Genomic DNA, 25669 nt, shown 5'->3' with positions numbered 1-25669 from the left:
TCAAAAATACTCTTTTTTATGGAGCAGTATGCTTGGTTTTCTTTAACTTTTTATACAATTTGAAAAAAATATAACAAATAAAAACCGTAAAAATAACTGCAACAATAGGCATAAATATGGATAAAACAGACATAATTAATGAGGTACCTGTTTCTAAACTAGAAACTAATGGATTTGCTACACCAGCAGTAGTGGCTGTTGATGCTAAACGTGTTGTACCAGAAGCTCCAGAAATTGCTGCAGCAGTACCACCACCAGCAATTATAGCTAAAGACCACGTAATTACAGGGTCTAGATTAGCTACTGTTGAAAGCATTACCACGGTACCTGCAACACCTGCTAATGGCACCGCAATACTATCTAACAAATTATCAATATATGGAATAAAATATGCTGTAATTTCGGCAATTGTTGCCACACCTAAGGTTACTAAAGCCGTTGTACTGCCAACCCATTGCCATGATTCATTGAGTTGCCAAACATCAAAATAAGCAGCAAGACTTAATGCAAATAATGGTAAAAAAACTCTAAAACCAACCGATGCTGAAAGTCCAATACCTAAACAAATACTAATTAATGTTTCTGAATTCATATGCGTTATTCTTCAAAAAAATCATCTTTAAAACCAATAAGATACAATTTTTCTTTGGCTCTGGTTACAGCGGTATACAACCAACGTAAATAATCTTTATTTATTCCATCTGGTAAATATGGTTGCTCAACAAACACGGTATTCCATTGTCCACCTTGAGATTTATGGCAGGTAATAGCATATGAAAACTTAACCTGTAGCGCATTAAAATGTTTATTGGCTTTTATTTTTAAAAACTTTTTATAATTACTTTCGTTTTCATAGTCTTTAGCTACTTCTTGGTACAATCTGTTTGAATCGTTATAAGATAGTGAAGGCGTTTCGGCAGTAATAGTATCTAATAGTAACATGGTTTCAATGGGTTGCATTTTGGGGTAATCTACCATGCGAATTTTAACCGATGCAAATTTAAAACCGTAAAGTTCTTCAATTCTAAAAATTTCAAGCACTTCAATAATATCACCATTGGCAATAAAACCTGCTTCAGAGTTTGGTTTTACCCAAAAGTAATTGTTTTTAACAACCATAAGATAATCTCCTGAAGAAAGTTCGTATTCATTAAATAGAATACGACTGCGTATTTGCTGGTTATATAAGTTGGCTCGTTTATTACTGCGTACAATAATAGCTGTTTCTTCATTACCTAAATTGCTGTAAGATTCGTTTATGGCGTCCATAATTTCATAGCCATCAACAAGCCTTACAATATCTTTAAAGCCGTTTAAATCAAACTTAAAATAGTCATACACTTCATTAGCAAGAGCTTCTCTTAAAATTGTGGCATTAGATAATATTCCGGAGTCATATTCTTGCCTTACAACTTCATCAAGTTCCATTACACTAACTTCTTTGTTGTAATTTAAGCTAATAGTATCTTCGTTTAAAGCAGGACTTAAATCTAATTTTACTGGTGGTAATTGTGCTGTATCACCAATTAGAAGTAATTTACATTGGTGACCAGAATATACATATTGCATTAAATCATCAAGTAATGAGCCATTTTCAAATAATTTTGAATCGCCAGGTGTATCTGGTATCATTGAGGCTTCATCTACAATAAAAATAGTGTTTTTATGTTTGTTTGGCTGTAATACAAATTTAACGCCACCACCCTTTTCTTTTCGAGGGAAATATATTTTCTTATGAATGGTAAATGCCTCTTTTTTAGAATAATTTGCTATAACTTTTGCTGCTCTTCCTGTAGGTGCCATTAAAATTGCGCTCTTTTTTGCCTTCCAAAGGTTAGAAACTATAGCACCAACAATAGTTGTTTTACCTGTACCCGCATAGCCTTTTAAAACATACAGACTGTTAGGCGTTTTACTAAAAATAAAATTTGAAAGTTGCTGTAATACAACATCTTGCTTTAGCGTTGGCTGAAAAGGAAAATGTTGTTTTATAAGCGAATAAAATTCTGAAGACGTCATGAATTAATTACCAAGAAAAAAATTATTCAAATATAGAAATGATTTTTTTGTTTGTAGGTTTTAACGAATAAAAAAAAATTGTAGATTTGCGAAAGACCTTTGATAACTTAATAATTAAAAATAACAATGCTAAAATTTATTCTTATTGCAGTTGGTGTTATACTTCTAACCATAGTATTAGTAAAATTAATAGACAAATTTGTACCAACAAAAGCTAAACCTTTTTTAACCATCATCCTTTGGGTATTAATAGGATTTTTGGGCTACCAAACTTACATGTCTATATACGAGCCAATTCAATTTAATAAAACAAAGCAAAAACGTTACGCTAAAGTAATTAAAAGCTTAATTGATATTAGAGACTCACAATTAGCACACAAAACAGTTACCGGAAAATTCTCAAAAGATTTTGATGGTTTAGTTAAGTTTTTAGATACTGCTAAATTTACAATTACACAACGAAGAGATTCTAGTGTTTTAGATGTTGAACAAACAAAACGTTACGGTGTTGATATGTTTAAAGACATTGTAATTATTGATACCTTAGGATATGCATCTGTTAAAGATTCATTATTCAAAAATTCTGACAGATACAAATCAATGATGAATGTACCTGTTGGAGAACCTGGAGCTAAATTTAAAATGGATGCAGGTTTTATTGAGCAAAACAATTTAAACATTCCTGTTTTTGAAGCTTCAGTTAAAAAAGACGTTATTTTATTTGACCAAAACAAAGACCTTTTAGTGCAAGAAAACCAAGTAATATCAGTTGATGGTGTTAATGGTAACGCTCTAAAAGTAGGTTCTATGGAAGAAGTTAAAACTATAGGAAACTGGCCTAAAACTTATGGCTCTAACGAGTAATACAGTACATAAACTAACTAACAAGAAACTGTCCATTCAAATTAGTTTGAATGGACTTTCTTTTTGTGTTTTAAATCAAGACACAAACACTATTACTGCATTAAAAAAAATAGACTTTAGTAAAAAACTAAACCCTATTAAACTTTTAGAGCAGGTAGAAACGCTTTTTAAAACAGAAAAAAGCTTGCAAGAAGATACTTTTAATAATGTAACGGTAATTCACGAAAACGAGCTATCCACTCTCGTACCAAAACATGTTTTTAATGAAGATGCTTTGGCTGATTATTTAAAGTTTAACGCTAAAATATTACAAACAGATTTTATTTCTTTTGATGAAATAAATAACACTGAAGCAATAAGCGTTTATGTACCCTACGTTAACATAAACAATTATATTTATGACAAATTTGGCGCATTTACATTTAAACATATCTCAACAGTACTAATTGAAAATATATTAGAAACGGAAAAAGACAATAAAGAACCCAAAGTTTATGTTAATGTAAACACAAATAATTTTGAACTTGTAATTGTAAATAATAACAAACTTGTTTTTTATAACACTTTTGAATACATTACAAAACAAGATTTTATTTACTATATATTGTTTACTGCAGAACAATTAGAATTAAATCCAGAGGTTTTTAATTTAGTATTTGTTGGTGATATAGATGATGCCGATGAGTTTTACAAAATAACATACAAATACGTAAGAAATGTTTCTTTTGGCAATAGCATTGCTAATTATAATTTCACCGAAAAACCAAAACATAAACATTCATTTTTCACTTTAATTAAGAGTTTTTAATGCGAATAATATCAGGTACATACAAACGACGAAAAATAGTAGCTCCCAAAAATTTACCGGTGCGCCCAACTACAGATATGGCCAAAGAATCACTATTCAACATTTTAAACAATTTATACTATTTTGATGACATAAATGTGCTAGATTTATTTGCGGGCACAGGCAACATAAGTTATGAATTTGCATCTCGTGGCACTGAAAATATTACAAGCGTAGACCAAAATTACAACTGTATAAAGTTTATAAATGAAACGGCTACAGCTTTTGAAATGCCTATTGAAACTATAAAAAGTGATGTGTTTAAATTTTTAGAAAATAACACCTTAAAATATGATGTTATTTTTGCAGACCCGCCTTATGATTTTTCTACGGAGCTTTTTGAAACCATTCCGCAGTTAGTTTTTCAAAATAATGTATTAGAAGAAGGTGGTGTTTTAATAGTAGAACACTCAAAACACACTAACTTATCTGAATTAAAACACTTCAGTTACTCCAAAAGTTATGGTGGTAACGTATTTAGTTTTTTTGAAATTATAGAAAATAAATAAAAGCAAAACCCTTCAATACGAAGGGTTTGTTTATTTTAAAGTAAACCTATAAGCCGAATTCTGTATGCTTAAAATTGAGAATGAAACCATTCACAATAAAAAACACCCTTATCATTTATCTTAATGTACTGTTGCCAGTACACTTTAGCTGCCTACCCTCCAACATTGGGCGTGCAACCCTTAAACGTTGGTATACATGGCATTGCACCATATAGAGTTTACCTGATTTCACTACAGCATTACCTGTACATACTTTCTGTTGCACTTTTCCTAGCTTTACAACTGGTGGCCATTAACCACTATATTGCACTACGGTGTTCGGACTTTCCTCTCTTTTACGCTGAAACAAGTTCAACGTTAAAAAGCGATAAGGCGGTCTACTTTGCCGCAAAAGTAAACAAATTGTTAATAACTCCTTTTAAAAATCACCTTCAAACTTTATAATTAATAACTGAATTTTTAAATTTGTTATTCTAATAATTTTTAATGGAACATTTTGTAGTATCAGCCAGAAAATACAGACCCCAAACGTTTAAAGACGTTGTTGGGCAAAAGGCTATTACAAATACATTATTAAATGCCATAAACAACAACCATTTAGCCCAAGCGCTTCTTTTTACAGGGCCGCGTGGTGTTGGTAAAACTACTTGCGCACGTATTTTAGCCAAAATGATTAATAGTGATGGTGTTGATACAGATGAAGATTTCGCATTTAATATTTTTGAATTAGATGCCGCATCAAACAACTCTGTTGATGATATTAGAAATTTAACCGATCAGGTTAGAATTCCGCCACAAGTTGGTAAATACAAGGTGTATATTATTGATGAGGTTCATATGCTCTCACAGGCTGCTTTTAATGCGTTTTTAAAAACTTTAGAAGAACCACCTAAACACTGTATTTTTATTTTAGCAACTACTGAAAAACATAAAATAATACCCACTATTTTATCGCGTTGTCAAATATTTGACTTTAAACGCATAACAGTAACCGATGCAAAAGAATATTTAAAATATATTGCTGAAGAACAAGGCATTACTGCCGAAGATGATGCATTGCACATTATAGCGCAAAAGGCTGATGGCGCTATGCGCGATGCGCTTTCAATTTTTGATCGTGTGGTAAGTTTCTCTGGAAAAAACCTTACCAGACAAGCCGTAACCGAAAATTTAAATGTTTTAGATTACGAAACGTATTTTGAAAGCACCAATCTTATTTTAGATAATAAAATACCAGAGCTTTTACTACAATTCAATGAAACACTGTCTAAAGGTTTTGATGGACACCATTACATTGCAGGTTTAGCTTCTCATTTTAGAGATTTATTGGTTAGTAAAACCGAAAATACCATAGCTTTACTTGAAGTTGGAGAACAAACCAAACAAAAGTATTTACAACAATCTAGAAAAGCCAATAGGGAGTTTTTAATTCAAGGTATTCATTTGGCTAATGAATGCGACCTCAAGTATAAAACCAGTAAAAATCAGCGATTGCTGGTTGAACTTTGCCTTATGCAACTTGCCTCTATCACTTTTGATGGAGAAAAAAAAAATAGCAAACATTACATAATTCCGGCAGCTTACTTTAAAAGTAAAGGTATTAAACCTGTAAAAGTTTCTGTGCCAGAAAAGAAACCTAAGGCAACACCAGAAACTGAATCTGAAAAAACAGATTTAAAAGCCAACAAAACAGGTAATGATTTTAAAAAAACGCAACCTCAAAAAATTGTTTTAAAACAATCTAATAAGCGAACTTCTGGTCTATCTTTAAGTAGTTTAAAAGCGAAAAAAGAGCACCAAATTAAGCAAATGAATGTTGTTGTTGATGAAGAAAATTTACCAAAAGAACCATTTACAGAAGAAGCCTTTCTTAAAGTATGGCACACATATATTGAAAAACTTTTAGAGCAAGGAAAACGTAATTTGGCATCAATTCTTTCCATTGATACGCCTAGAGTTAAAGGAACAACCGCGTATTTAGAATATCCAAATGCAACAAATAAAGTTGAAATTGAGCGTAATCAATACGATTTATTAGCATTTATTAGGCAATCTTTAAAAAATTTTGATATTGAATTATCTATTTCTGTTAATGAAATTAAAGAAAAACAATATGCTTATACAACGCTAGAAAAGTTTGAAAAATTAAAAGAAAAAAACCCTAATATTGAGTTACTAAGAAAAACTTTTAATCTAGATGTTTAAAAAAATTATAAACATAACATTGCTCTTATTTTTAGGAGTTTTTATAATGCTATCAAGTTGTGATGGCCGAAAGCATAAAACCGATTTATTGAAAGATGCTATTACAGATTTCAATAAAACTTCTAAACCTATTGAAATTGAAAGTTTTGCACCAAAACACTATAATGAGGTTGTGCAAGATTCCATTTTAAGCAATGGCTATAACGTTAGTATAAAAACTTATACCAACATGGAAAAAGCGATAACTGAAGTTGTTAAAAATAATTCGGTTATTAATACAGCGCATTTTAGATGTATAGAATCTGATGTTCTGGTAACAAAAAACAACGCCATTATCTTCAATAAAAAAATTGATACAGATTTTATTGTCAATAACCTTCCAAATCTAATTAATGGAAGTCAATTTGTAGGTAATACCATAACTATAAACCAAGAAGCAACTTTAAAATTTAATAAACTTGTGTTAACGGCTTCATTATACAAACCAAAAAGTACAGATTGTATATCATTTGATATTATAATTGATGAAAATGGCCATTTTACAACAGAAAATTTAAATACCTATGCTAGGACTTAAGTTACCAACAGACCCAAGATGGGTAAATATTGTTGAAAAAAATATTGAAGAAATACTTACAGACCATGCCTTTTGCGAACAAAAAGCAACCAGTACTGCTATTTCATTAATTGTTAGTTTTCCTGAATATACTGAACTTGTTCAAGAAATGGTTGCTTTGGTTAAAGAAGAAATTAGCCATTTTAAAATGGTACATGATAAAATTTTAGAACGTGGCTGGACTTTAGGTAGAGACCGAAAAGATGAATACGTAATTCAATTAATGAAATTTTTTCCAAAAGGAGGAAGCCGTACAACACAACTAGTGCACAGGTTGCTTTATGCTGCTTTAATTGAAGCTAGAAGTTGTGAACGTTTCAGGTTATTATCTGAAGAATTAAAAGACCAAGAATTAGCTACTTTTTATAGAAATTTAATGGTAAGTGAAGCAAACCATTACACCATGTTTTTAGGCTTTGCCAGAAAATATGGTGATAAAAAAGAAGTTGACACCAAATGGCAACAACTTTTAGAGTTTGAAGCAAAAATTATGTCTGATTTAGGAAAAAACGAAACCGTACACGGCTAAAACTTATAACCTACACCTATTTGAATGTTAGTGTTTTTAGCTGATAACCCTGTGGCATCTTCAAAAACATTTCTAATACCGTAAGTGTATCTTACATCAGCAAATAATGCATAGTTGATTTTATATTCTACAGCACCAACAGCAGAGTATGCAAAGTTGTTTACACCATCATCTTCTTTATGTACTTTTAAACCCACTTGCGGACCCGCACCAATATGAAACTTTTCGCTTAACCTTACTTTTAAAAGTATTGGCGCTTGTATATAATCTAAATGAATTTTTTCATCATTAGCACCCTCTGCAGAAAATTGTAACTCAGGTGCTAAAGCAATGCTTTTTGAAAAACCTATTTGAGCAAAAAAACCAAAATAAACACTATTGCGGTGTTTGTTAATCATTGGTGGTGTATCTTCAAAATCTAAATTTGAAATGTTATATCCACCTCTAATACCGTATTTAGCGCCTTTATAAACGTAATTATCTTGTTTTTTTGCAGCAACTACTTTTGTTGTGTCTTGTGTTTTTTCTTGAGAATAACCATATACTGAAAAAACAAGAAGTAAGGTAAAAAGTACTGTTTTTTTCATAAGTAATAAATTTGGGCTTGTAGTTGTAATTATATTAATACGAATATATGCTATAATATTAAAAAGCAATATTTTACAGGCTAAAGTGCATAATTTTACTGTGTATTACTTGAAACGGTATCATAGTATATGCTTTTTATAATACCATCAGCTAATCCTATTTTTGGTACATAAATATGTTTAGATTTACTCCATTTCATGGCAGATAAATAAATTTTCATTGCTGGAATAATAACATCGGCTCTGTCTTGGTTAAGTTCAAGCTCTGTAATACGTTCTTCATAGGTATAGCTTTGTAGTAACTTATAATAATTAGTTAAATAAAAGTACGTTAAAGGCTTTCCTATTGCTTTACCTGATACTTTAAATATTTTATTAATATTACCACCAGAACCTAAAACATACACTTTATCATAACCGGCTGTATGTTTGCCAATCCATTTTTCAAGTTTTTCCCAAGCATTATTTTTCACCATGTCATTTAAAATACGTACTGTACCTATTTTAAATGATTTTGAGGCTTTTTTTTCGCCATTACAAATAACACTAAACTCTGTACTTCCACCACCAACATCAACGTATAAATAAGTTTTATTGGGGTCTATAAATTTATTTAAATCTGTTGCTGCGATAATTTCAGCTTCAACTTCACCGTTAATTAAATCTATATTAATGCCTGCATTCTTTTTTATGAGTTCTACAACGGCTTTTCCGTTTTTAGATTCTCTCATGGCCGATGTTGCGCAGGCTTTGTATTTTTCAACCTTATGAGATTTCATAAGCAATTTAAAAGCTAACATGGTATCAACCATGCGCTCTTTATTTTCATCGGAAATTTTTTTGTTTATAAACACATCGGCACCCAAGCGTATTGGCACCCTTACCAATGAGTTTTTTTTAAACTTAACTGGTTTGCCGGTTTCTTCTATTATGTTTGAAATTAGTAGTCTTACAGCGTTAGAACCTATATCTATGGCTGCATATTTTTTAATTGTAAGCATATTAGTTTTTAAGCTTCTCTAAATAATAATCGTAAATTGCTATTTGTGAGCGTACTTCTGGATTATCATTTTTTCTGTATTCATTTTCATTAGGCGTATTAATTAATCTAGCCTTTACATTATCACTCCAGCAAATATTAAAGGTATCAATAATTTCTTGTTTAGTATCTTCATCATAAACAGGACAACTTACCTCTACTCTATTCACAATATTTCTTGTCATCCAATCTGCTGAAGATATGTAAACTTTAGTATCTTCTTCTTTACCAAAAATATAAACTCTTGGGTGTTCTAAAAATTTATCAACTACACTAATTACGTTAATATTTTCACTCATACCCGCAACGCCAGGTATTAAACAACAAATACCACGCACAATCATATCAATTTTAACGCCATGGTTACTGGCTTCATATAATTTATCTACCATTTCATAGCTTGATACGCTATTCATTTTTAACCTAATGTAACCACCTTTACCATTTTTACTTTTTTCAATTTCTTTATCAATTAATTTAAAAATGCTTTTTTGTGTGTAATGTGGTGATACCAATAAATGCTTATATGAGAATATTTTATAGTTAGCATCAAAGAAATTAAATATTTTATTCACATCTTTTAATATGCCTTGGTTGGCAGTAAATAATGTGTAATCTGTGTAGATTTTTGCTGTAGATTCATTAAAGTTTCCTGTACTAATAAATCCGTAACGTTTTATTTTTTTGCCTTCTTCACGCTCAATAACACACATTTTACTGTGTACTTTTAAACCAGGCACTCCAAAAATTAAATTTACGCCTTCGCGTTTCATTTGTTCGGCGTATTTAATATTGGCTTTTTCATCAAAACGAGCTCTTAGCTCAATGGAAACCGTAACCGTTTTGCCATTAATGGCAGCATTAATTAAGGCACTTGCAACGTGCGATATTTGTGCTAACCTGTAAATGGTAATTTTTATAGTTTTTACTTTAGGATCTAAAGAGGCTTCTCGTAAAAACTTAATAATATATGAAAACGTTTGGTATGGTGCGTGTTGTAAATAATCTTTTTTAGCAATAGCCTCAAAAATGCTACTGCTTTCTAAACTTAAACCTTTTATGGGCAAAGCTTCAATTTTATCATATAACAAATCGGTTCTTCCTAAACTAGGAAATCCCATGTAGTCTCTTTTATTATGATAACGGCCTCCTGGAATAATACTATCTGTATTTTCAATATTCATTTTTTCCATAAGGTAGTGCAACGTGTCATCATCAATAGTTTTATCAAAAACAAAACGCACAGGATCACCAATTTCGCGGTGTTTAACGCTATCTGATATTTTTTCAATAAAACTCTTACTTAAATCACTATCAAAATCAAGCTCAGCATCGCGTGTAATTTTAATCATGTGAGCCGATATGGTTTTGTAATCAAAAATGCTAAAAATATCACTTAAGCAATACCTTAACAAATCATCATACATTATAATATAACTATGCCCATTTTGATTTGGTAACTCAATAAAACGCTTAACAGATTTTGGTATTTCAATAAGTGCAAACTGCTTAGTATCATCATTCATTTCCATTTTAACAGCTAAATAAGCAGCACTGTCTTTTAAATTTGGTATTTGAACCAAATCATTTAAAATAATGGTAACTAAAGCAGAACTTACATTTTGGTAGTAATATTTTTTAATATATTCATGTTGCTGGCTATCAACTTGCGTTTCATCAATAACATAAATATTTTCTTCTTTTAATTTGGCATCAATATCATTTAAAACCTTTATACTTTCTGCTTGTTGTTTAATTACAATTTGGGTTATAATTTCAAGCAATTCTTTGGCTTTAATACCACCAAGTTGGTTTTTACCATCTTTACCAACCTCAACAATACGCTTAACGGTAGCATAACGTACTTTAAAAAATTCATCTAAATTATTAGAAAAAATACCTAAAAACCTTAAACGTTCAATAAGAGGTACACGCTCATCTGAAGCTTCTTGAAGTACTCTTGCATTAAATTGCAACCAACTTATCTCACGGTTTATATATAAGTTATTTTCGGTTTCGGTAGCTATCATATTTTTGCAGAATTATATATTTAAGGATGTAACAGCAAACAAATATATTCTATTTAACTATAAAAAATAAAGACTCTAGCTTTAAATTTCCTTTAAATATACTACAAAAATTTTGGCGTTCCACCACCTATGGTGCTGGCGGGCTATACGCTGCAAGTCCTCGCTACCGCTGTGGGCTTTCCGCTGCTATCCCTAACGCGCTTACTAGTGGTGTACAGGGTCTTGCGTACAAGGGCAATTGCTTATACCCTGTAAAAAGTCTATACCAATTGTAACAACGTGTGTTCCAGAATTATAAGCCGATAAATCATTAGTAGTAACCTGGTAAGCATAACCAAAGTAAAACATAGATTTTTTAAACCCAACCATTGGACCCACATTTAGTGGCTTAAAAAACTGATCGTTTAAAAAACGGTAACTAATACCACCCCAAATATAATCTTCTTTACGGTTATATTTTCTAACTTTAAAATTCACATCGGTAGCCGAACGTTTATCACTTGTAAACATTTGATAGAAAATAGAAGGCTCAAACTCTAAACCACTCTTTTTTGGCCCAGGAATGGTGTAACCCGCATATATTTGATAATTTAAAAGTAAGTTAGGCTCAAAAACTCTTTCAGATTCTTCAAGTTTTTTCTCTAAAATATTATTCACATTTAAACTTACAAACATGCCTTTATGCCTAAATAATGCTCCAACGTCAAAGTTATGGTTGGTTGTTCTTCTATCATCAGTAACAAAAGGGTCTATTGTTGGGTTTTCATAACTTGTATTAAAGTTGTTAATATCAATTCTAAAATTATTAATGTTATATGAAATACCTAAAGACAAGTACATTTTTGCATAATAATCTAGTACTAAATGGTGAGCAAACGAAAATTTAGCACCAGTTTGTATAGTGTTACCATTTCTATCGTTATACAAAGATAAACCAACACCAGACCTATCGGCTATTCTAACATCTCCATAAAACGATTGGTTGTCTGGGGCATTTTTAATACCAACCCATTGTGTTAAACCATTAGCTCTAAGCTTTACATTATCACCAATACCGGCATAGGTTGGCGAAACCACAAAGTTGTTATCTGCCAAATATTGGGTAAATACTGGTAAATTAAGCTCCTGCGCATAAGTAAACGTTACTAGTAAAAAGCACAGATATGTAAATAATTTTTGCATGTTTTTTGTTTTTAAAACTATCTATATAATGTAAAGTTGCCTACAAAAGTTCTATCGTCTCTAGGATCATTTAGCTTAACTAAGTACCAATAATCTCCTGTTGGTAATTCTTTACCATTGTAAGTACCATCCCATGTGTCATCTACATTTAAAGTAGCTATTTTACGTCCGTATCTATCAAAAATATCAAAGGTTAAGTTTTTGTATTGTGTAACACAACCAGGACCCCAACCACCATTTGCTGGCACAAAGTAGTTTGGTACACAAATATCAATGTATTCAAAATACCTAGTAGCTGTTGCAACACACCCGTTACTATCTGTAACAGTTACAGTGTATTCTCCAGATTCATAAATTACAAATGAGCCTGTGTTTTGAAAAGGTTCATAATCTACCTCATTTACACGTCTAACAGCGTATTCATAGTTTCCAGCACCACCACTTGCTTGGGCAATGATTTCGTTAATTTCACCATCAGATAAAGCTATTTCTAAAGGATCATAGTCATTAACATCAAAGAAAACAAGTTGCTCACAACCGTTTGAATGCCTAACAGTAATAGATTGATTTGTTCCTGGAGCAACATCAACAAATACGTTATTAGTTTGGAAGTTTACACCGTCAAGTGAGTAATCAACCTCATTAGCATCAACACTTTCATCAATTGTTATGGTTACAGTATTGCTTGTAGCATCAGCAATATCAGTACAATATGCAACAGTTGCTTCAGGATTTAATGCTACAGATTCTGGGAACGCTATATTCCATTCAGATTGGCAGCCTTCGGCATCAGTAATGTAAACTATATGGTCTCCGCCTTCTAAATTTGTAAAATCAAATCGTGTTTGTGTTGCGCTTCCTGTGGTATATGTTCCGTTAATATCATCTAAAGCTACACTATACGGCAAGGTACCACCAGAAATGTCTATACTAAACTCACCATCCATATCGCCTTCACAAACCTCAGGAGATAAAGAGTTTGGTACTATTGAAATTAAAACTGGAGCAGGCTCATTAATTACATAATCAAATAACACGAAACAACCTAATTCATCTTGTACAATTGCTTGGTAATTTCCTGGGGCTAAGTTTTCAAAAATTGGCTCATCAAAAAATTGATTCAATTGTGGTGAAATAGCATATTTAATAATACCTGTACCACCCGTTGCAATAATTTCTAAAATACCATTGTTTTCACCATTACAGGTTACATCTGTAACATCAAAACTAACTTCTAAAGGTAAACTTGGTTCAGTAATACTAACAGTTGCAGAAGTGTATAAACAATCGCCACTATCAACATGTACTTGGTAATCTCCCACACCTAAGTTGGTAAATACTCCTGGGCTATCTTGAGTTGCTGGTATAGCGTTACCCATAGTATCTTGTAACGTGTAAACGTAATTACCTAAACCACCTTCGGCTACCGCCACAATTACACCCGTTGTGTCACCTGCACAATTAATGGTTGCGTTAGTATCATCTACCGCTAGTGTTAAAGGAGGTAACGGATCAATAGTTATTTGGTTTGAAACTGATGAAATACATCCATTAGCATCTCTTACATAATACATGTAATCACCAGGCGTTACCGCAAAAGTTACTGAGCTTGTAAACGTACCTATTACAGTTGCAAAGGTTTCTGTATCACTATACTCATAAGAACCGGTTCCTCCGTTTGCACTTAATGTTAAAGTAGCATTGGTTGTACATGTTTGCGAGGTAGCTTTTACTAAACTAGTTTCAATTACTGGTGGTTGTGCTATAACAACATCTGTTGTTGTGAACGTACAGTTATAACCATCAGTTATTGTTACATTATACGTACCAGCTGCTAAATTTGTGAATACTGGCGATGATTGCGGACCAGAATTACTTGCTGTTGGCGCTATAGTATTTAATGTATATGAATAGTTTGCTCCTTGCCCACCAGTTACACCACTTACTGTAATTGTTGAATTATCATCACCAAAACACGCTAATGGTGATGGTGTTGCTGTAATAGTACCATTTATTGGAGTTGGAGGATTTAAAGTTATATTGAATGAAGCGATACACCCACCGGCATCACGAACATTAACAGTATAAGCCCCAGCTGAAAGCCCTGTAAAAGTTGGGTTTGATGAATATGCAACTGTAGCAGTTCCTGTTAATTCGTATTCATAACTTCCCCAGCCTCCACTAGCTACTGCTGTAATGGCACCTTTATCATTATCACATGTTACATTAGCATCTTCTGAAGCTACTAATGTTAGTGTACTTGCAGGGGAGTTTATTGTAAACACATTAGTTGTTGTACTACAAAATGGGCTATCTGTTTCTGTTACTTCTACATAATAATTACCACCAGCTAGTCCTGTTACAGAAAGTGGATTTGTTGATGTATTTGCAGGAGTTGCTGCAATTACAGATACATCATTGCTATCAAAAACTTCATACGTGTAGTTCCCCGTGTAATTAGTAACATTTAATTCAAAAGTACCATTAACATCACCAAAACAAGTAACAGATGCTGTTGCTGTTGCAGTAGCTTCAATAGTATTGTAAGGTGCAACTGTATAAGCTGCTGTTGTTATTGTACAACTAGTAGTTAAATCACGTACTTCAAAATAGTAGTCTCCTGGAGCTGAAATACTAAATGTATTTGATGCTTGAGGTGTTCCGCTTGGTAACATAACATACTCAAAACTACCAGAGCCACCAGTAACATTAATTGTTACACTTCCTGTATTATTACAGTCTATTGGGGTTGCTTCAGTAACTGTAGCCGCTGTTAAAGTTGGTAACGGGTTTATAGTTACTGTATTTGTAGCAATACAATTATTAGTATCTCTAACATATACATCTATATTTTGGACACTTCCGGTATCAATAATATCAAATGTATTTGATGTGAAATAGTTTGAACCATCAATACTATACATGTATGGTGCAGTACCTCCTGTTTCTGTAATTGTTAATGTAGACGTATTTACAACATTTGAAGCTGTACAACTATAATCTGTTGCAGTACCTGATGCTGTTAATATAGCGGGTTCATTTATAATTACATTTGCTGTAGCAACACAGTTTCTTCCTGATGTGACCTGTACCGTATAAGTATCTGCTGGTAAACCTGTAAATACATTTGAACTTTGAGGCGCTACTGTAATTGGCGCTGTAATTTCATATGAATATGTTGGATTATCATTTGTAGCATCTAAATTTACTGTAATTGTACCATCACTTCCTGAAGCACAAGACACATCAGTAGCTGTTGTTGTAAACGTTACTGGTGTAGCAGCTTCTAATTCTACATTTACATTTGTGGTACATGATGTAACAAGATCGGTAATTGTAACGGTATATGTTCCTGATGGTACACCAGAAAATACATTACCTGTTAAAGTAATACCTGTACTCGGGCTTATACTGTATGAGTATGTACCAGATCCACCTGCACCTGTAACTGTTATTTCGCCATCATTATTGCTACATGATGGTAATGCTGTAACTGTTGGTGTTATATTTAAACCATTGTAAATTTCAATAGTTGTTGGCATGTCAATTGAACAACCATTTCCGTCTCGTACTGTTACAGTGTAAGTACCTGCAGTATTCACAGAGAATGTTGGACTAGTTTGATATGACAATCCGCCATCAATGCTATATTCAAAAGGAGCAATTCCCGTAGGACTTGTAACCGTATACGAGTAAGGACCAGATGGATCACATTGATTTGAAGCAAATGTTGGCACTGTTACCGATGGTAACGGATCTGTAGCAACAACTACATCTATCATGAACATACAATTATTAGCATCTAAAACATATACATCCCAATCTGTATTTGTTGTTGGATCTAATACTCTAGAATCACTCGATGTATAATCGGTAGCTATTGGCGCAACACCGTCTTGAACAAATGCATAAGTATATGGTGCTGTGCCTCCTGTAGCTTCAACAGCAACTTGGGCATCAATATTACAATTTGCATTAATGTTTGAAGTTTCAGTAAGGTTTAACACTGTAGGTTCTGTAACTACAACATTGGTTGTTGCAGTACAATCAGTAACCTCATCTGTAACAACAATGGTATACGTGTTAGCAACTAAACCTGTTAAAGGAATTGTTGTGCCAGAAACACCCGTTACTGCTGTACCTCCGTTAATTGTGTAGCTGTAAGTACCTGAAAAACCTGAAACTGTAAATGTAACAGATCCGTCATTTCCACTATTACAACTAACATTAGTATCTAAATTTCCTATTACAGCTATATTTTCAACTGGATTAACAGTAAACGACTCATCATAATAACAGCCATTAGCATCAGTAACTCTAAATACATAAACGTCAGGTGCTAATCCCGTGAATACACCAGATGATGCACCGGTAGTGTTAGATGTTGCACTAGCAGGAGAAATAATTTCAAAACTTAGTGGCGCTACACCATTAGTAGCTGTTACTGTTACATCACTTGTTGTAGCAGAACATGTTATAGGCGTTGACGAGAATGATAAATCTGTTGGCGGATCTAAAGCCGGTACAGTTTCTGTAGCCGCAACACTTAAACAACCATTAGCATCTCTAACTACAACAGATACTAAACCAGCTGTATTTGTTGTGAATGTGTTGGTTGATGTAAATGTACCACCATTAAAACTATACATGTACGGTGGTGTACCATTATTACCTGTGGCAGTTAAAACAGCTGCTTGTGTTGTATTTGACGTACCACAAGTTAAGCCTTGTGTTAGCGTTAAACTTGCTGTAACTGTTGATGGTTCTATTAAATCTACAGCAATAACGTTAGATGTACAACTTTTACTATCTCTTACTATTACGTTGTATGTATTGCCAGCAACATTTAAGCCAGAAAATGTATTTGATGTTTGATAAGTACCACCATTATCAATACTATATTCATAAGGACCAACACCACCGGAAGCCGTAACTGTTATACTACCATCACTTCCGCCATTACAACTTACATCAATATGTGTTTCTGAAGCTGTTGGATTAGTTATTGCATCAACAGTTATTATATTTGATAAAGCGGTACAACCTTGGCTATCTGTAACTCTAAATTGATATGTTCCTGCAGCCACAGCTGTATAAGGCGAACCTCCAATAGCTACAAATCCACCACCATTGTAATCTACTTCAAAAGTAGTATAAGTTCCTGTACCATCAGATGGTGTAAGCGTAATGGTTGCGTCTGGTGTTGTAGTACAATCTAATTCTTTTGTTAATTCTGCTAATAATTGAAGTTGTGGTTCAACTACTAAATTTTGTGTTGCAGTACAACCATTAGCATCTTGTATTGTGAATGTATAAGTACCTGGCGTTGTAATACTAAAGGTTGGACTATTTTGAAAAGCACCACCCATACTGTATGAAGCTGGCCCTACCGATACTGTACCTGAAAGCGTTATACTTAACGGAGAACCTGTAAAACATTGTTGAGGAATAGGGTCTAATGTTGGATCAGCATCTCTAATAACTGTTTCTGTATCAAACTGTATACAACCGTAAGCATCTCTAACATAAAGATCGTAAGTTCCTGCTGCTAAATTAAATGAATTTGTACCTACCCAAGTAGTTGGTATACCGCTACCTGTAGCTACTGCTTGATATTCATATGGTCCTGTACCGTGTTGCGCTGTAACACTAATAACTCCTAATTCATTACAATTTTCATTTCTAGTAGCATTGGCAGTTACAGCTAATAAAATAGCTGACTCTGTAATTTGGAAGTTAGTTGTAACCACGCTACAACCAGCGTTTTCTGCTGTACCAGTTTCAGTAATAACTACAATATAATCACCAAAAGGTAATGGCCCTAAATTACTTACTGTTAATGTACCATTTGAAGGAACAAGACCTGTACCTGTTACACCTGTAGTGGCTAAAGAAAGTGTTTCATAAATTTCATAGCTAACTGGCGTATCAGTACCATAAATACTATTTATTTCAAAACTGACGTTACCATCTGCACTACCTGTACAAGTAACGTTATTTGATGCAACTGCGCTTGTTGTTAATGTTGAATTAGTTGGTACCGGAATAGTTGATTGTTCAAAATAATAACATTTTGTATCATCATCATAAACTATAAATGTATATGAGGCACCAGGAATTAAATTTGTAAATGTAGTTGATGCAGGTGATCCTGTTCCTAATTGCCAAGTAGCAGAACCTCCAACAATACCATCCCAAGTCATTCCAGGCCCTGTGTAAATTGCAAAATAGAATGGCCCTGTACCTGTTACCGTTGTTGCTGTTCCTATTCCAACAGTAGCTTCACCACCCGTTGAGCAATCTGCTGGCGGAGAGGTTACAGTAATATCTAAATCATCTGGCGGAGATGCAACTAATATGTTTTGTACAATAGCTGTACACCCATTAGCATCAGTAATTATTATTTCATATATACCAAAATCTACTACTTCAAAAACTGAAGTTGTTCCAGTTTGGTTTGTTCTTTCAACATCATAACCGTTAACACCTGTTACGTGATAGCTATAATTAGGTGTGCCACCTGTAACAGAATTAATTACAATTTCTCCTAATGATACACCTCCTGCACCACAAGTAATAGGAGTTACTGTATGTGAAACTGATATTGGATTAGGCTCACTAATTGTTATTGTATCTGTATCTGTACATCCGTTGCCATCAGTTAATGTAATTGTATATGTACCCGCAGGTAGACCACTGGTTTGTGTACCGTAATTAGTACCTGTAGTATCATTATTCACGTTAATTGTAAATGGTGGTATACCTTGTGTGTTATCATAAACAACATCTATAGATGCTGTCGATTCACCACTACATAATACATCGGCTATTTGAGTAACGTTTGTTATACTTGGATTTACAGGAGCACCAACTGTTACACTGTTTGTTGTTATTTGACATGAATTTGAATCTGTAATTCTAAATTGATAGTTACCGGCAGTTGTTGTTGTGTAAGTAAAAGATGCGCCTGCTGGTGCTGGAATTACGGGATTGTAAGTTGTACCACCATCGGTTGATACTTCATAGTTAGTGTAAGTACCCGTACCTCCTGAGATAGTTACATCTATTGTAGCATCAACAGGAACAGAACAGGTTAAATCTTTTGTTAATAATGCACTGGCTAATAAATTTGGCTCAACTACTAATGTTTGAGTAGCAGTACATCCATTTCCGTCTCTAATACTAAATGTATAGGTTCCTGCACTTATTATTGTAAAAGTTGGGCTTGCTTGATAACCGCTTCCCATACTGTATTCTGCTGTACCAACAAATACGGTGCCTGATAGAGTTACATTAAAACTACTTCCATCATAACATTGTTGTGGTATTGGATCTAAAGTTGGCGGATTATCATTAATTATTGTTACAGACTGCATCAATTCACAGTCGTTTATATCTCTTACATAAACATCCCAAACTAAATCGGTGGCTGAATTAGTATCAACAGTAATTACATTACTTGATGTATAGGCGCCCGCTGAAGGTGCTGATGCACCAGATACTACAGCTGCATATCTGTAATTTGGAGTTCCTCCTGTTGCTGTAACAGTAATTTGAGATTGATCATTTGTACAAAATACATTAGTAGCTGTTGCTGTAAATGATAAAGTTGATGTTGGCTCACTAACGGTTATTGTTGCTGTAGCTGTACAATCTGTAGTTTCATCAGTTACATCAATAGTGTATGTGCCTGCAGTTAAACCTGTTAAAGGTATTGTTGTAGCAGTTTGACCTGTTATGGGTGTTCCACTATTAATTGTGTAACTATATGTACTAGAAAAATCGGAAACAGTAAATGTTAATGCACCGTCATTTCCACCATTACAGCTTACATCACTATCTAAAACACCAATTACACCAATATTTACTACCGGATTTATAATTAATGATTCTTCAAAATAACAACCACTAGCATCTGTTACTCTAAACACGTAGGTGTCTGGAGCTAAGCCAGTAAAACTACCTGTAGTATTTGATGTTGCTGCAGCTGTAGGCGCTATTATTTCATAAGTTAAAGTTCCTAAACCTCCTGTTGCTACTGCAGTAACATTACTAGTTGTTGCAGAACAGGTAACAGCGCTTGCAGTTAATGTTAATGCTGTTGGAGGATCTAAAGGTGATAAAGTAACCGAATCTGTAAAGGTACATCCTTGAGCATCTCTAACTGTATAGTTAATAGTTTGAGTGCTTCCATTATCGTTTACAGTATATGTGTTGTTTGAATTAAAACCTGAACCATTAAAACTGTACTGATAAGGTGCTGTTCCCGTAGTTGGAACACTTACCGTAATTGTAGCTGATTGTGGTGCGTTTGAAGTATTACAACTAAATGATGTAGCACTAGCTGTTGTTGTTAATGCTGAAGGAGCTGTTAATGTTACAGAACCTGTGCCAATACATTGGTTAGCATCTCTAACTTCATACGTATATGTACCTGCTAATAAATTATCATATAATGATGTTGATGAAAAACTACTGCCATCAAAACTATATTCATAAGGACCAACACCTCCTGATGCAATAATTTGAACCGATCCATTAGCATCTCCACTACAAGTAGGATTCACAATAGTTTCAGTTGCTGTTGGATTACTTATAGCGTTAACAGTAACTGTAGAAGTGGCTTCACAACCAAAATTATCTGTAATTCTAAATTCATAAGTACCAGCTGCTGTTGCTGTATACGGTGAAGGTGTTCCTGTAATAGCTGTAAAACCACCACCATTATAATTAACTTCATATGTAAATGGTGCAGTTCCGCCTATTGGAGCTAAAGAAATTGATGCATCAGGTGTTGTAGAACAATCTAAACCTTTAATTAAATTTGCATTTAAAGCCAATTCATCAGCTATTACCTGTGTTGGTAATGCAAACACACAACCAAAAGCATCTCTTACTACAATATTATAGCTTCCAGGAGCTAAATTATTAAACGTATTATTAGTCGTATAAGGTCCGCTATTAACACTGTATTCGTATGGTGGGTTTCCACTTGAAGCATTAACCACAATAGTTGCGCTATTACTAGCGTCATAACAGTAATCTGAACTCGTATCAATAGTAGCAGTTGGACCTATTGGAGCGTTTAGATTAAACGTATCTGTAATTGTACAGTTGTTAGCATCGGTAACACTAACGGTGTAAGTACCTGTTAGTGTTAAATTAGCAAATGTATTGTTATTTTGTGGGCCAACTACAGTGCTGTTTGGTTGCTCTAATTGATACGAATAATTACCCCAACCACCAGTTGCTGTTATAGTTACACTACCACCAGACACACAGGTAAGCGGATCTGTACTTAAAGACATTGACAATGCAGCACTTGGTCCATTGATTGTAACGGTATCTGAAGCTGTACAATTTGTTACAGTATCAGTAATTTCAACAGTGTAATTACCCGCTGTTAATCCTGTTAAATTTATTGGAGAAGTTCCTGCTACGGCAGTTCCTCCGTTAACTGTATATGTAAATGATGTAGTATTTGAAACTGTAAACTGCGCTTCACCATCTGCTGCGCCAAAACAACTAATATTTTCAATAACCTGACCCACAACTGATAACTGAGGTAACGGATCTATAATATATGTTTCAGAATACTCACAGTTATTAGCATCTCTAACTTGAAAAGTATACGAACCTGGAGCTAGACCTGAGAATGAATTCCCAGATTGATATGCTGTAGCTGCACTTGCTGGTGATGTAATTTGGTATTCTAAAGCAGGCGTTCCTCCTGTGGCTGTTAAAGTTACTGTACTTGTATTTGCAGGACAACTTAATGCTGTATGACTAAAGTCTAAATCTGTTGGAGGATCTAAAGGATCTATATTAACTGGTGATGTAACAAAAGTACAATTGTTGGCGTCTCTAATTGTTACTGTATAGCTACCGTTAGTTAATCCATTAAAAGTATTGCCTGTTTGGTATACTACACCATTTAAACTATACATATATGGTGCTGTACCACCTGCTACACCAGAAACTGTTATAACACCATCTGTAGTACAAGTATAATTAGTTGTTAGTGTTGCTATGCCATCTATAGCGTTTACAGCATTTATTGTAGCGTTTTGTGATATGGTTTCACAAACATCATTTCCAAAAGTGTATTCAACCATTACATCATAAGAACCTGCGGCTAAACCTGAAAATGTTGGTGAATTTTGATACGTTGAACCATTATCAATACTATAACGTAATGTGTTTCCATTGGCATTAGTTACATTTATATTTATGCTTCCGCCATTTACATCTTCAGCACATAAAATATCAGATGTATTTATAGTAAATTCAGGAGGCGATATTGCATCAATATCAATAGAAACTTCAGCGGTACAATTGTTAGAATCTACAACTGTAATATTAAATGTTCCAGCCGTATCAACATCAATTGTTGGTACTGTTTGAAAATCTGTAGTACTATTTATAAAGTAGAAATAAGGTGCTGTTCCTCCGTTTGGATATATTGTTATTTCGCCATTGGTACATGTTAATGGTTGTGTTATTGCTGCCGTTGCTGTTAATAATGGAGGCTGAATAATTTCAATATCTTCAGTGTGTGTACAACCATCTTCGGTAGAAACATTTACAGTGTAAGTACCAGGATTTAAATTACTAAATGTGTAATTATTTTCAGTTATTGGGCCAACACTATTAACTAAAGTTGCACCTTGGTATATAGAAAAGAAATATTGTGGTCTAGCATCGTTTGCTGCTAATACTACATTTCCTAAATCATCATGACATAGTGGCTGTGTAACTGTTGTTGACACTGAAAAATTTCGTTCTCTTACTTGAACATCAGGTACTTCAAAAATACATGGATTTGGCGAAACACCTGCTTGCCTAATGTATACTGTATAAATACCTGCTGTATTTACGCTTAATGTATTACTTGATTGATAGTTAACATTATCAATACTAAACTCATAACCACTTGGTATACCGCCAACAACAATTTCACCTGGCGTATTACAAATAATATCTCTTGAGTTCACTGTTGGTTCTAGTATATTTTCATAGGCATTGAAATAATATTGATTAAAACAACCACCTGTATAATTTAATGTTAATCTATATTGACCTACGGTATCTACTGCGTAATCTGGCCCTGTAGCTACTTGTATCCAAGAGCAAGCAGCATCTTCATTGGCACAGTTTTGATTTATTACTGCAGAACAGCTTGATTCATCTAAGCGTTCCCAAATCATAGATGAGGTATCTGTAATACCTGTTTCAATATCTCTAAAATCATTTGCACCACATAAAAAGAAGTTTGGTAGTTCTTTACCATCATTTGGGCATGTAACAACTTGGTCTGCAAACGGTATTACAGGATTTGGCACACCTGCTCCGTAAGTTATAACGTCAAAAATTTGATCAATAGATTGACATGGTGCTACAGCTTCATTATATACATAATACGTACCAACATCTGTTACTGTAATTGATTGACTTCTACCTATAACAGGCGTTCCTGATGGACTTGTAGACCATGTGTAATTATCATAACCATCACCTGCTGTTAAAACAACATTATCACCACATAAAATAACTTCTTCTCTAAACTCACAATTTAAATCGCCTAAAAAAGTAGTTGCTCCAGGGGTTAATAAACAACCCGTATTAGAATTAATACTTGGGTCATCAGAAATTGTAAAATTAGGGTTTAATGTCCCAGCGTACGTTGCGTAAGCCTGATTATTAACTACATTTGAACACGCATCATTTAAAAGACTACAATTTGAAACTACACTTACTCTAAATCTAATTTCTGAAACAGGATCAAATTCTTCAACAACATAATCTTCTACCTGAAAAATTATTTCTCTAGTTACAGGATCATAACTTTGAACTGATACACCTGGTGGTAATGAAACAATATCTGATGGATAGTCAAACACAATATTTACAGGTAAAACATCTCTAATAGTTAAATTTGTAGCATTATCATTTCCTGTATTTTGAAATCCAATTACGTAGTTAAGTTCATCACCTAAGTTTACAACCTGCCCACCAATGTTATTTCCAGAATCATCTTCAACAATTTTAGTTAAAACAATATTGGGTTCAATAATATCTACTGCTAAAGCGAAGAAATACGGAAAATAAGTATCACCTGATGTTTCTAACCTAACAGTTGCCGAAGTAGCACCATTGGCTATTACAGAGTTACTAGGGTTAGGCACAGCCATTATACCTGTATCAAAACCTAAGGTATTTGTACTATTAGGCACCCTGTTATTTACAGGAGTAGCACTAAGTTGTGTAACTGAACTATTAAAAAAGTTATTAGCTCCTCTATCTACTGTTGATAATGTAGAGCCATTAAGTCTTAATCTATCACCTCTAATTGGTTTATCACCCTCTAAAGTTGCAAAGGCAAAATTTGCGCGTACAGGTGTTGGCGCAGGAACAGTTCTAAAACCAGAAACAGGAATATCTAAAGTTGGGTTTCCTCCTGCTACACTTATGGCGCTAAACCCATCAAAACTTGTAATGGATTTTCCTGTAAGCGTTGGATCTTCATAAACTATAAATAAAGACCATCCAGCAGAATGCCCTGTGTTATTTCCAAAATTACGTGTTCTTCCTTGTGCAGAAGAAACATTAGCAACTGTGTACGTACCTAAATTGGTTCCTAAACTTGTAACTAAATTAGTAACATCTGCATAACATGCGTAAGGATAACTATCACCTCCATCAACTGATGATGTACCGGCATTATAAACTACAGTACCCGTAATATCTTGATAATTTCCCGTAGGACCTTTTAATCTTACTTGATTTATAGGTGCACTACCTCTATTTACTGCACCCCAATATAAACCTGCATGAATAATATTATAACAAGCTGCATTATCAATCACGAGGTCTGCGCTTGAAGAACTGAATGTTGATGGGTCTCCATCAATATCAATATAACGCATGTTAACGTTATGATTGTATGTAGAATTGTTATTAAACGCATTATTATCTGGCCCTAAAATATTGTTACCAATTAAAACAATATCGCCTTTTAAATCTTGGTTAAATCTTGGAGTAAATGGCTGGTAATTTTGTGCAAATATTTTTGCAGAAAACAGCATAAGAATTACAAAGATGCCAATACTTTTTACATAAGTAGTTTTTTTCATGGGCTGGCGTTTTAATCCACTTTAAGGGGCGTTAAAATGAAAATGTCTATTTTTTATTAAAATCTAAACATGATTAACTGTAAGATTATTCTATAAAAAAATTACAATT

At 33.6% G+C, this 25669-nt stretch carries 13 protein-coding genes and 1 other RNA gene; 6 read left to right on the top strand and 8 right to left on the bottom strand.

From position 1 onward, the window contains the following. Positions 1 to 16: 16 nt before the first annotated feature. Both ACXAG4_RS11890 and ACXAG4_RS11885 read right to left on the bottom strand, forming a co-directional pair. The gene (locus tag ACXAG4_RS11890; RefSeq protein WP_475296297.1) at positions 17 to 592 is read right to left on the bottom strand and encodes a DUF4126 domain-containing protein; all 576 of its coding nucleotides are present in this window, start codon (positions 590 to 592) and stop codon (positions 17 to 19) included. A gap of 5 nt (positions 593 to 597) precedes the next feature. Then, positions 598 to 2019: an ATP-dependent DNA helicase gene (locus ACXAG4_RS11885; RefSeq protein ID WP_475296296.1), complete on the bottom strand. Its 1422-nt coding sequence runs from the start codon at positions 2017 to 2019 to the stop codon at positions 598 to 600. A 126-nt stretch (positions 2020 to 2145) separates the two neighbouring features. On the opposite strand from ACXAG4_RS11885, the gene ACXAG4_RS11880 reads away from it, so the two are divergent. Genes ACXAG4_RS11880 through rsmD form a run of 3 tightly spaced genes read left to right on the top strand, consistent with a single transcriptional unit; the run spans position 2146 to position 4239 of the window. Further along, a complete protein-coding gene (locus ACXAG4_RS11880) occupies positions 2146 to 2883 on the top strand; it encodes a hypothetical protein (RefSeq protein WP_475296295.1) in 738 nt (245 codons plus the stop codon). Continuing rightward, the gene (locus tag ACXAG4_RS11875) at positions 2867 to 3691 is read left to right on the top strand and encodes a DUF3822 family protein (protein ID WP_475296294.1); all 825 of its coding nucleotides are present in this window, start codon (positions 2867 to 2869) and stop codon (positions 3689 to 3691) included. The genes ACXAG4_RS11880 and ACXAG4_RS11875 overlap by 17 nt, the downstream gene beginning before the upstream one ends. Continuing rightward, the gene (gene rsmD, locus ACXAG4_RS11870) at positions 3691 to 4239 is read left to right on the top strand and encodes a 16S rRNA (guanine(966)-N(2))-methyltransferase RsmD (protein ID WP_475296293.1); all 549 of its coding nucleotides are present in this window, start codon (positions 3691 to 3693) and stop codon (positions 4237 to 4239) included. The genes ACXAG4_RS11875 and rsmD overlap by 1 nt, the downstream gene beginning before the upstream one ends. Positions 4240 to 4272: 33 nt before the next feature. Here the strand turns inward: rsmD and rnpB are convergent. Beyond that, an RNA gene (gene rnpB, locus ACXAG4_RS11865) (RNase P RNA component class A) lies at positions 4273 to 4623 on the bottom strand. 102 nt (positions 4624 to 4725) lie between these two features. Here rnpB and dnaX point away from each other — a divergent pair. From dnaX to ACXAG4_RS11850, 3 genes are read left to right on the top strand one after another with little or no spacing between them, the layout of a single operon-like run. Then, positions 4726 to 6444, top strand: coding sequence for a DNA polymerase III subunit gamma/tau (dnaX, locus tag ACXAG4_RS11860; RefSeq protein WP_475296292.1), 1719 nt, complete (start codon positions 4726 to 4728; stop codon positions 6442 to 6444). After that, entirely contained in the window at positions 6437 to 7021 is a 585-nt protein-coding gene (locus ACXAG4_RS11855; RefSeq protein ID WP_475296291.1) for a hypothetical protein, read from the top strand. The genes dnaX and ACXAG4_RS11855 overlap by 8 nt, the downstream gene beginning before the upstream one ends. Then, the gene (locus ACXAG4_RS11850) at positions 7008 to 7589 is read left to right on the top strand and encodes a MiaE family protein (protein WP_475296290.1); all 582 of its coding nucleotides are present in this window, start codon (positions 7008 to 7010) and stop codon (positions 7587 to 7589) included. The genes ACXAG4_RS11855 and ACXAG4_RS11850 overlap by 14 nt, the downstream gene beginning before the upstream one ends. On the opposite strand, the gene ACXAG4_RS11845 is transcribed toward ACXAG4_RS11850, so the two are convergent. The 5 genes from ACXAG4_RS11845 to ACXAG4_RS11825 all read right to left on the bottom strand — a co-directional run bounded on the left by ACXAG4_RS11845 (position 7586) and on the right by ACXAG4_RS11825 (position 25560). After that, the gene (locus ACXAG4_RS11845; RefSeq protein ID WP_475296289.1) at positions 7586 to 8176 is read right to left on the bottom strand and encodes a porin family protein; all 591 of its coding nucleotides are present in this window, start codon (positions 8174 to 8176) and stop codon (positions 7586 to 7588) included. The genes ACXAG4_RS11850 and ACXAG4_RS11845 overlap by 4 nt on opposite strands. 95 nt (positions 8177 to 8271) lie before the next feature. Next, entirely contained in the window at positions 8272 to 9177 is a 906-nt protein-coding gene (locus tag ACXAG4_RS11840) for a Ppx/GppA phosphatase family protein (RefSeq protein ID WP_475296288.1), read from the bottom strand. Between the two features lies 1 nt (position 9178). After that, complete coding sequence (gene ppk1, locus ACXAG4_RS11835) at positions 9179 to 11245, bottom strand: polyphosphate kinase 1 (protein WP_475296287.1); 2067 nt, start codon at positions 11243 to 11245, stop codon at positions 9179 to 9181. 204 nt (positions 11246 to 11449) lie between these two features. Further along, positions 11450 to 12427 (bottom strand): PorP/SprF family type IX secretion system membrane protein, encoded by a 978-nt coding sequence (locus tag ACXAG4_RS11830; protein ID WP_475296286.1) that lies wholly within the window; start codon positions 12425 to 12427, stop codon positions 11450 to 11452. Between the two features lie 17 nt (positions 12428 to 12444). Further along, entirely contained in the window at positions 12445 to 25560 is a 13116-nt protein-coding gene (locus ACXAG4_RS11825; protein ID WP_475296285.1) for a T9SS type B sorting domain-containing protein, read from the bottom strand. Positions 25561 to 25669: the final 109 nt, after the last annotated feature.

The organism is Seonamhaeicola sp. ABD4_175, from assembly GCF_056160885.1.
This window is presented reverse-complemented; position numbering and strand designations above follow the sequence as displayed.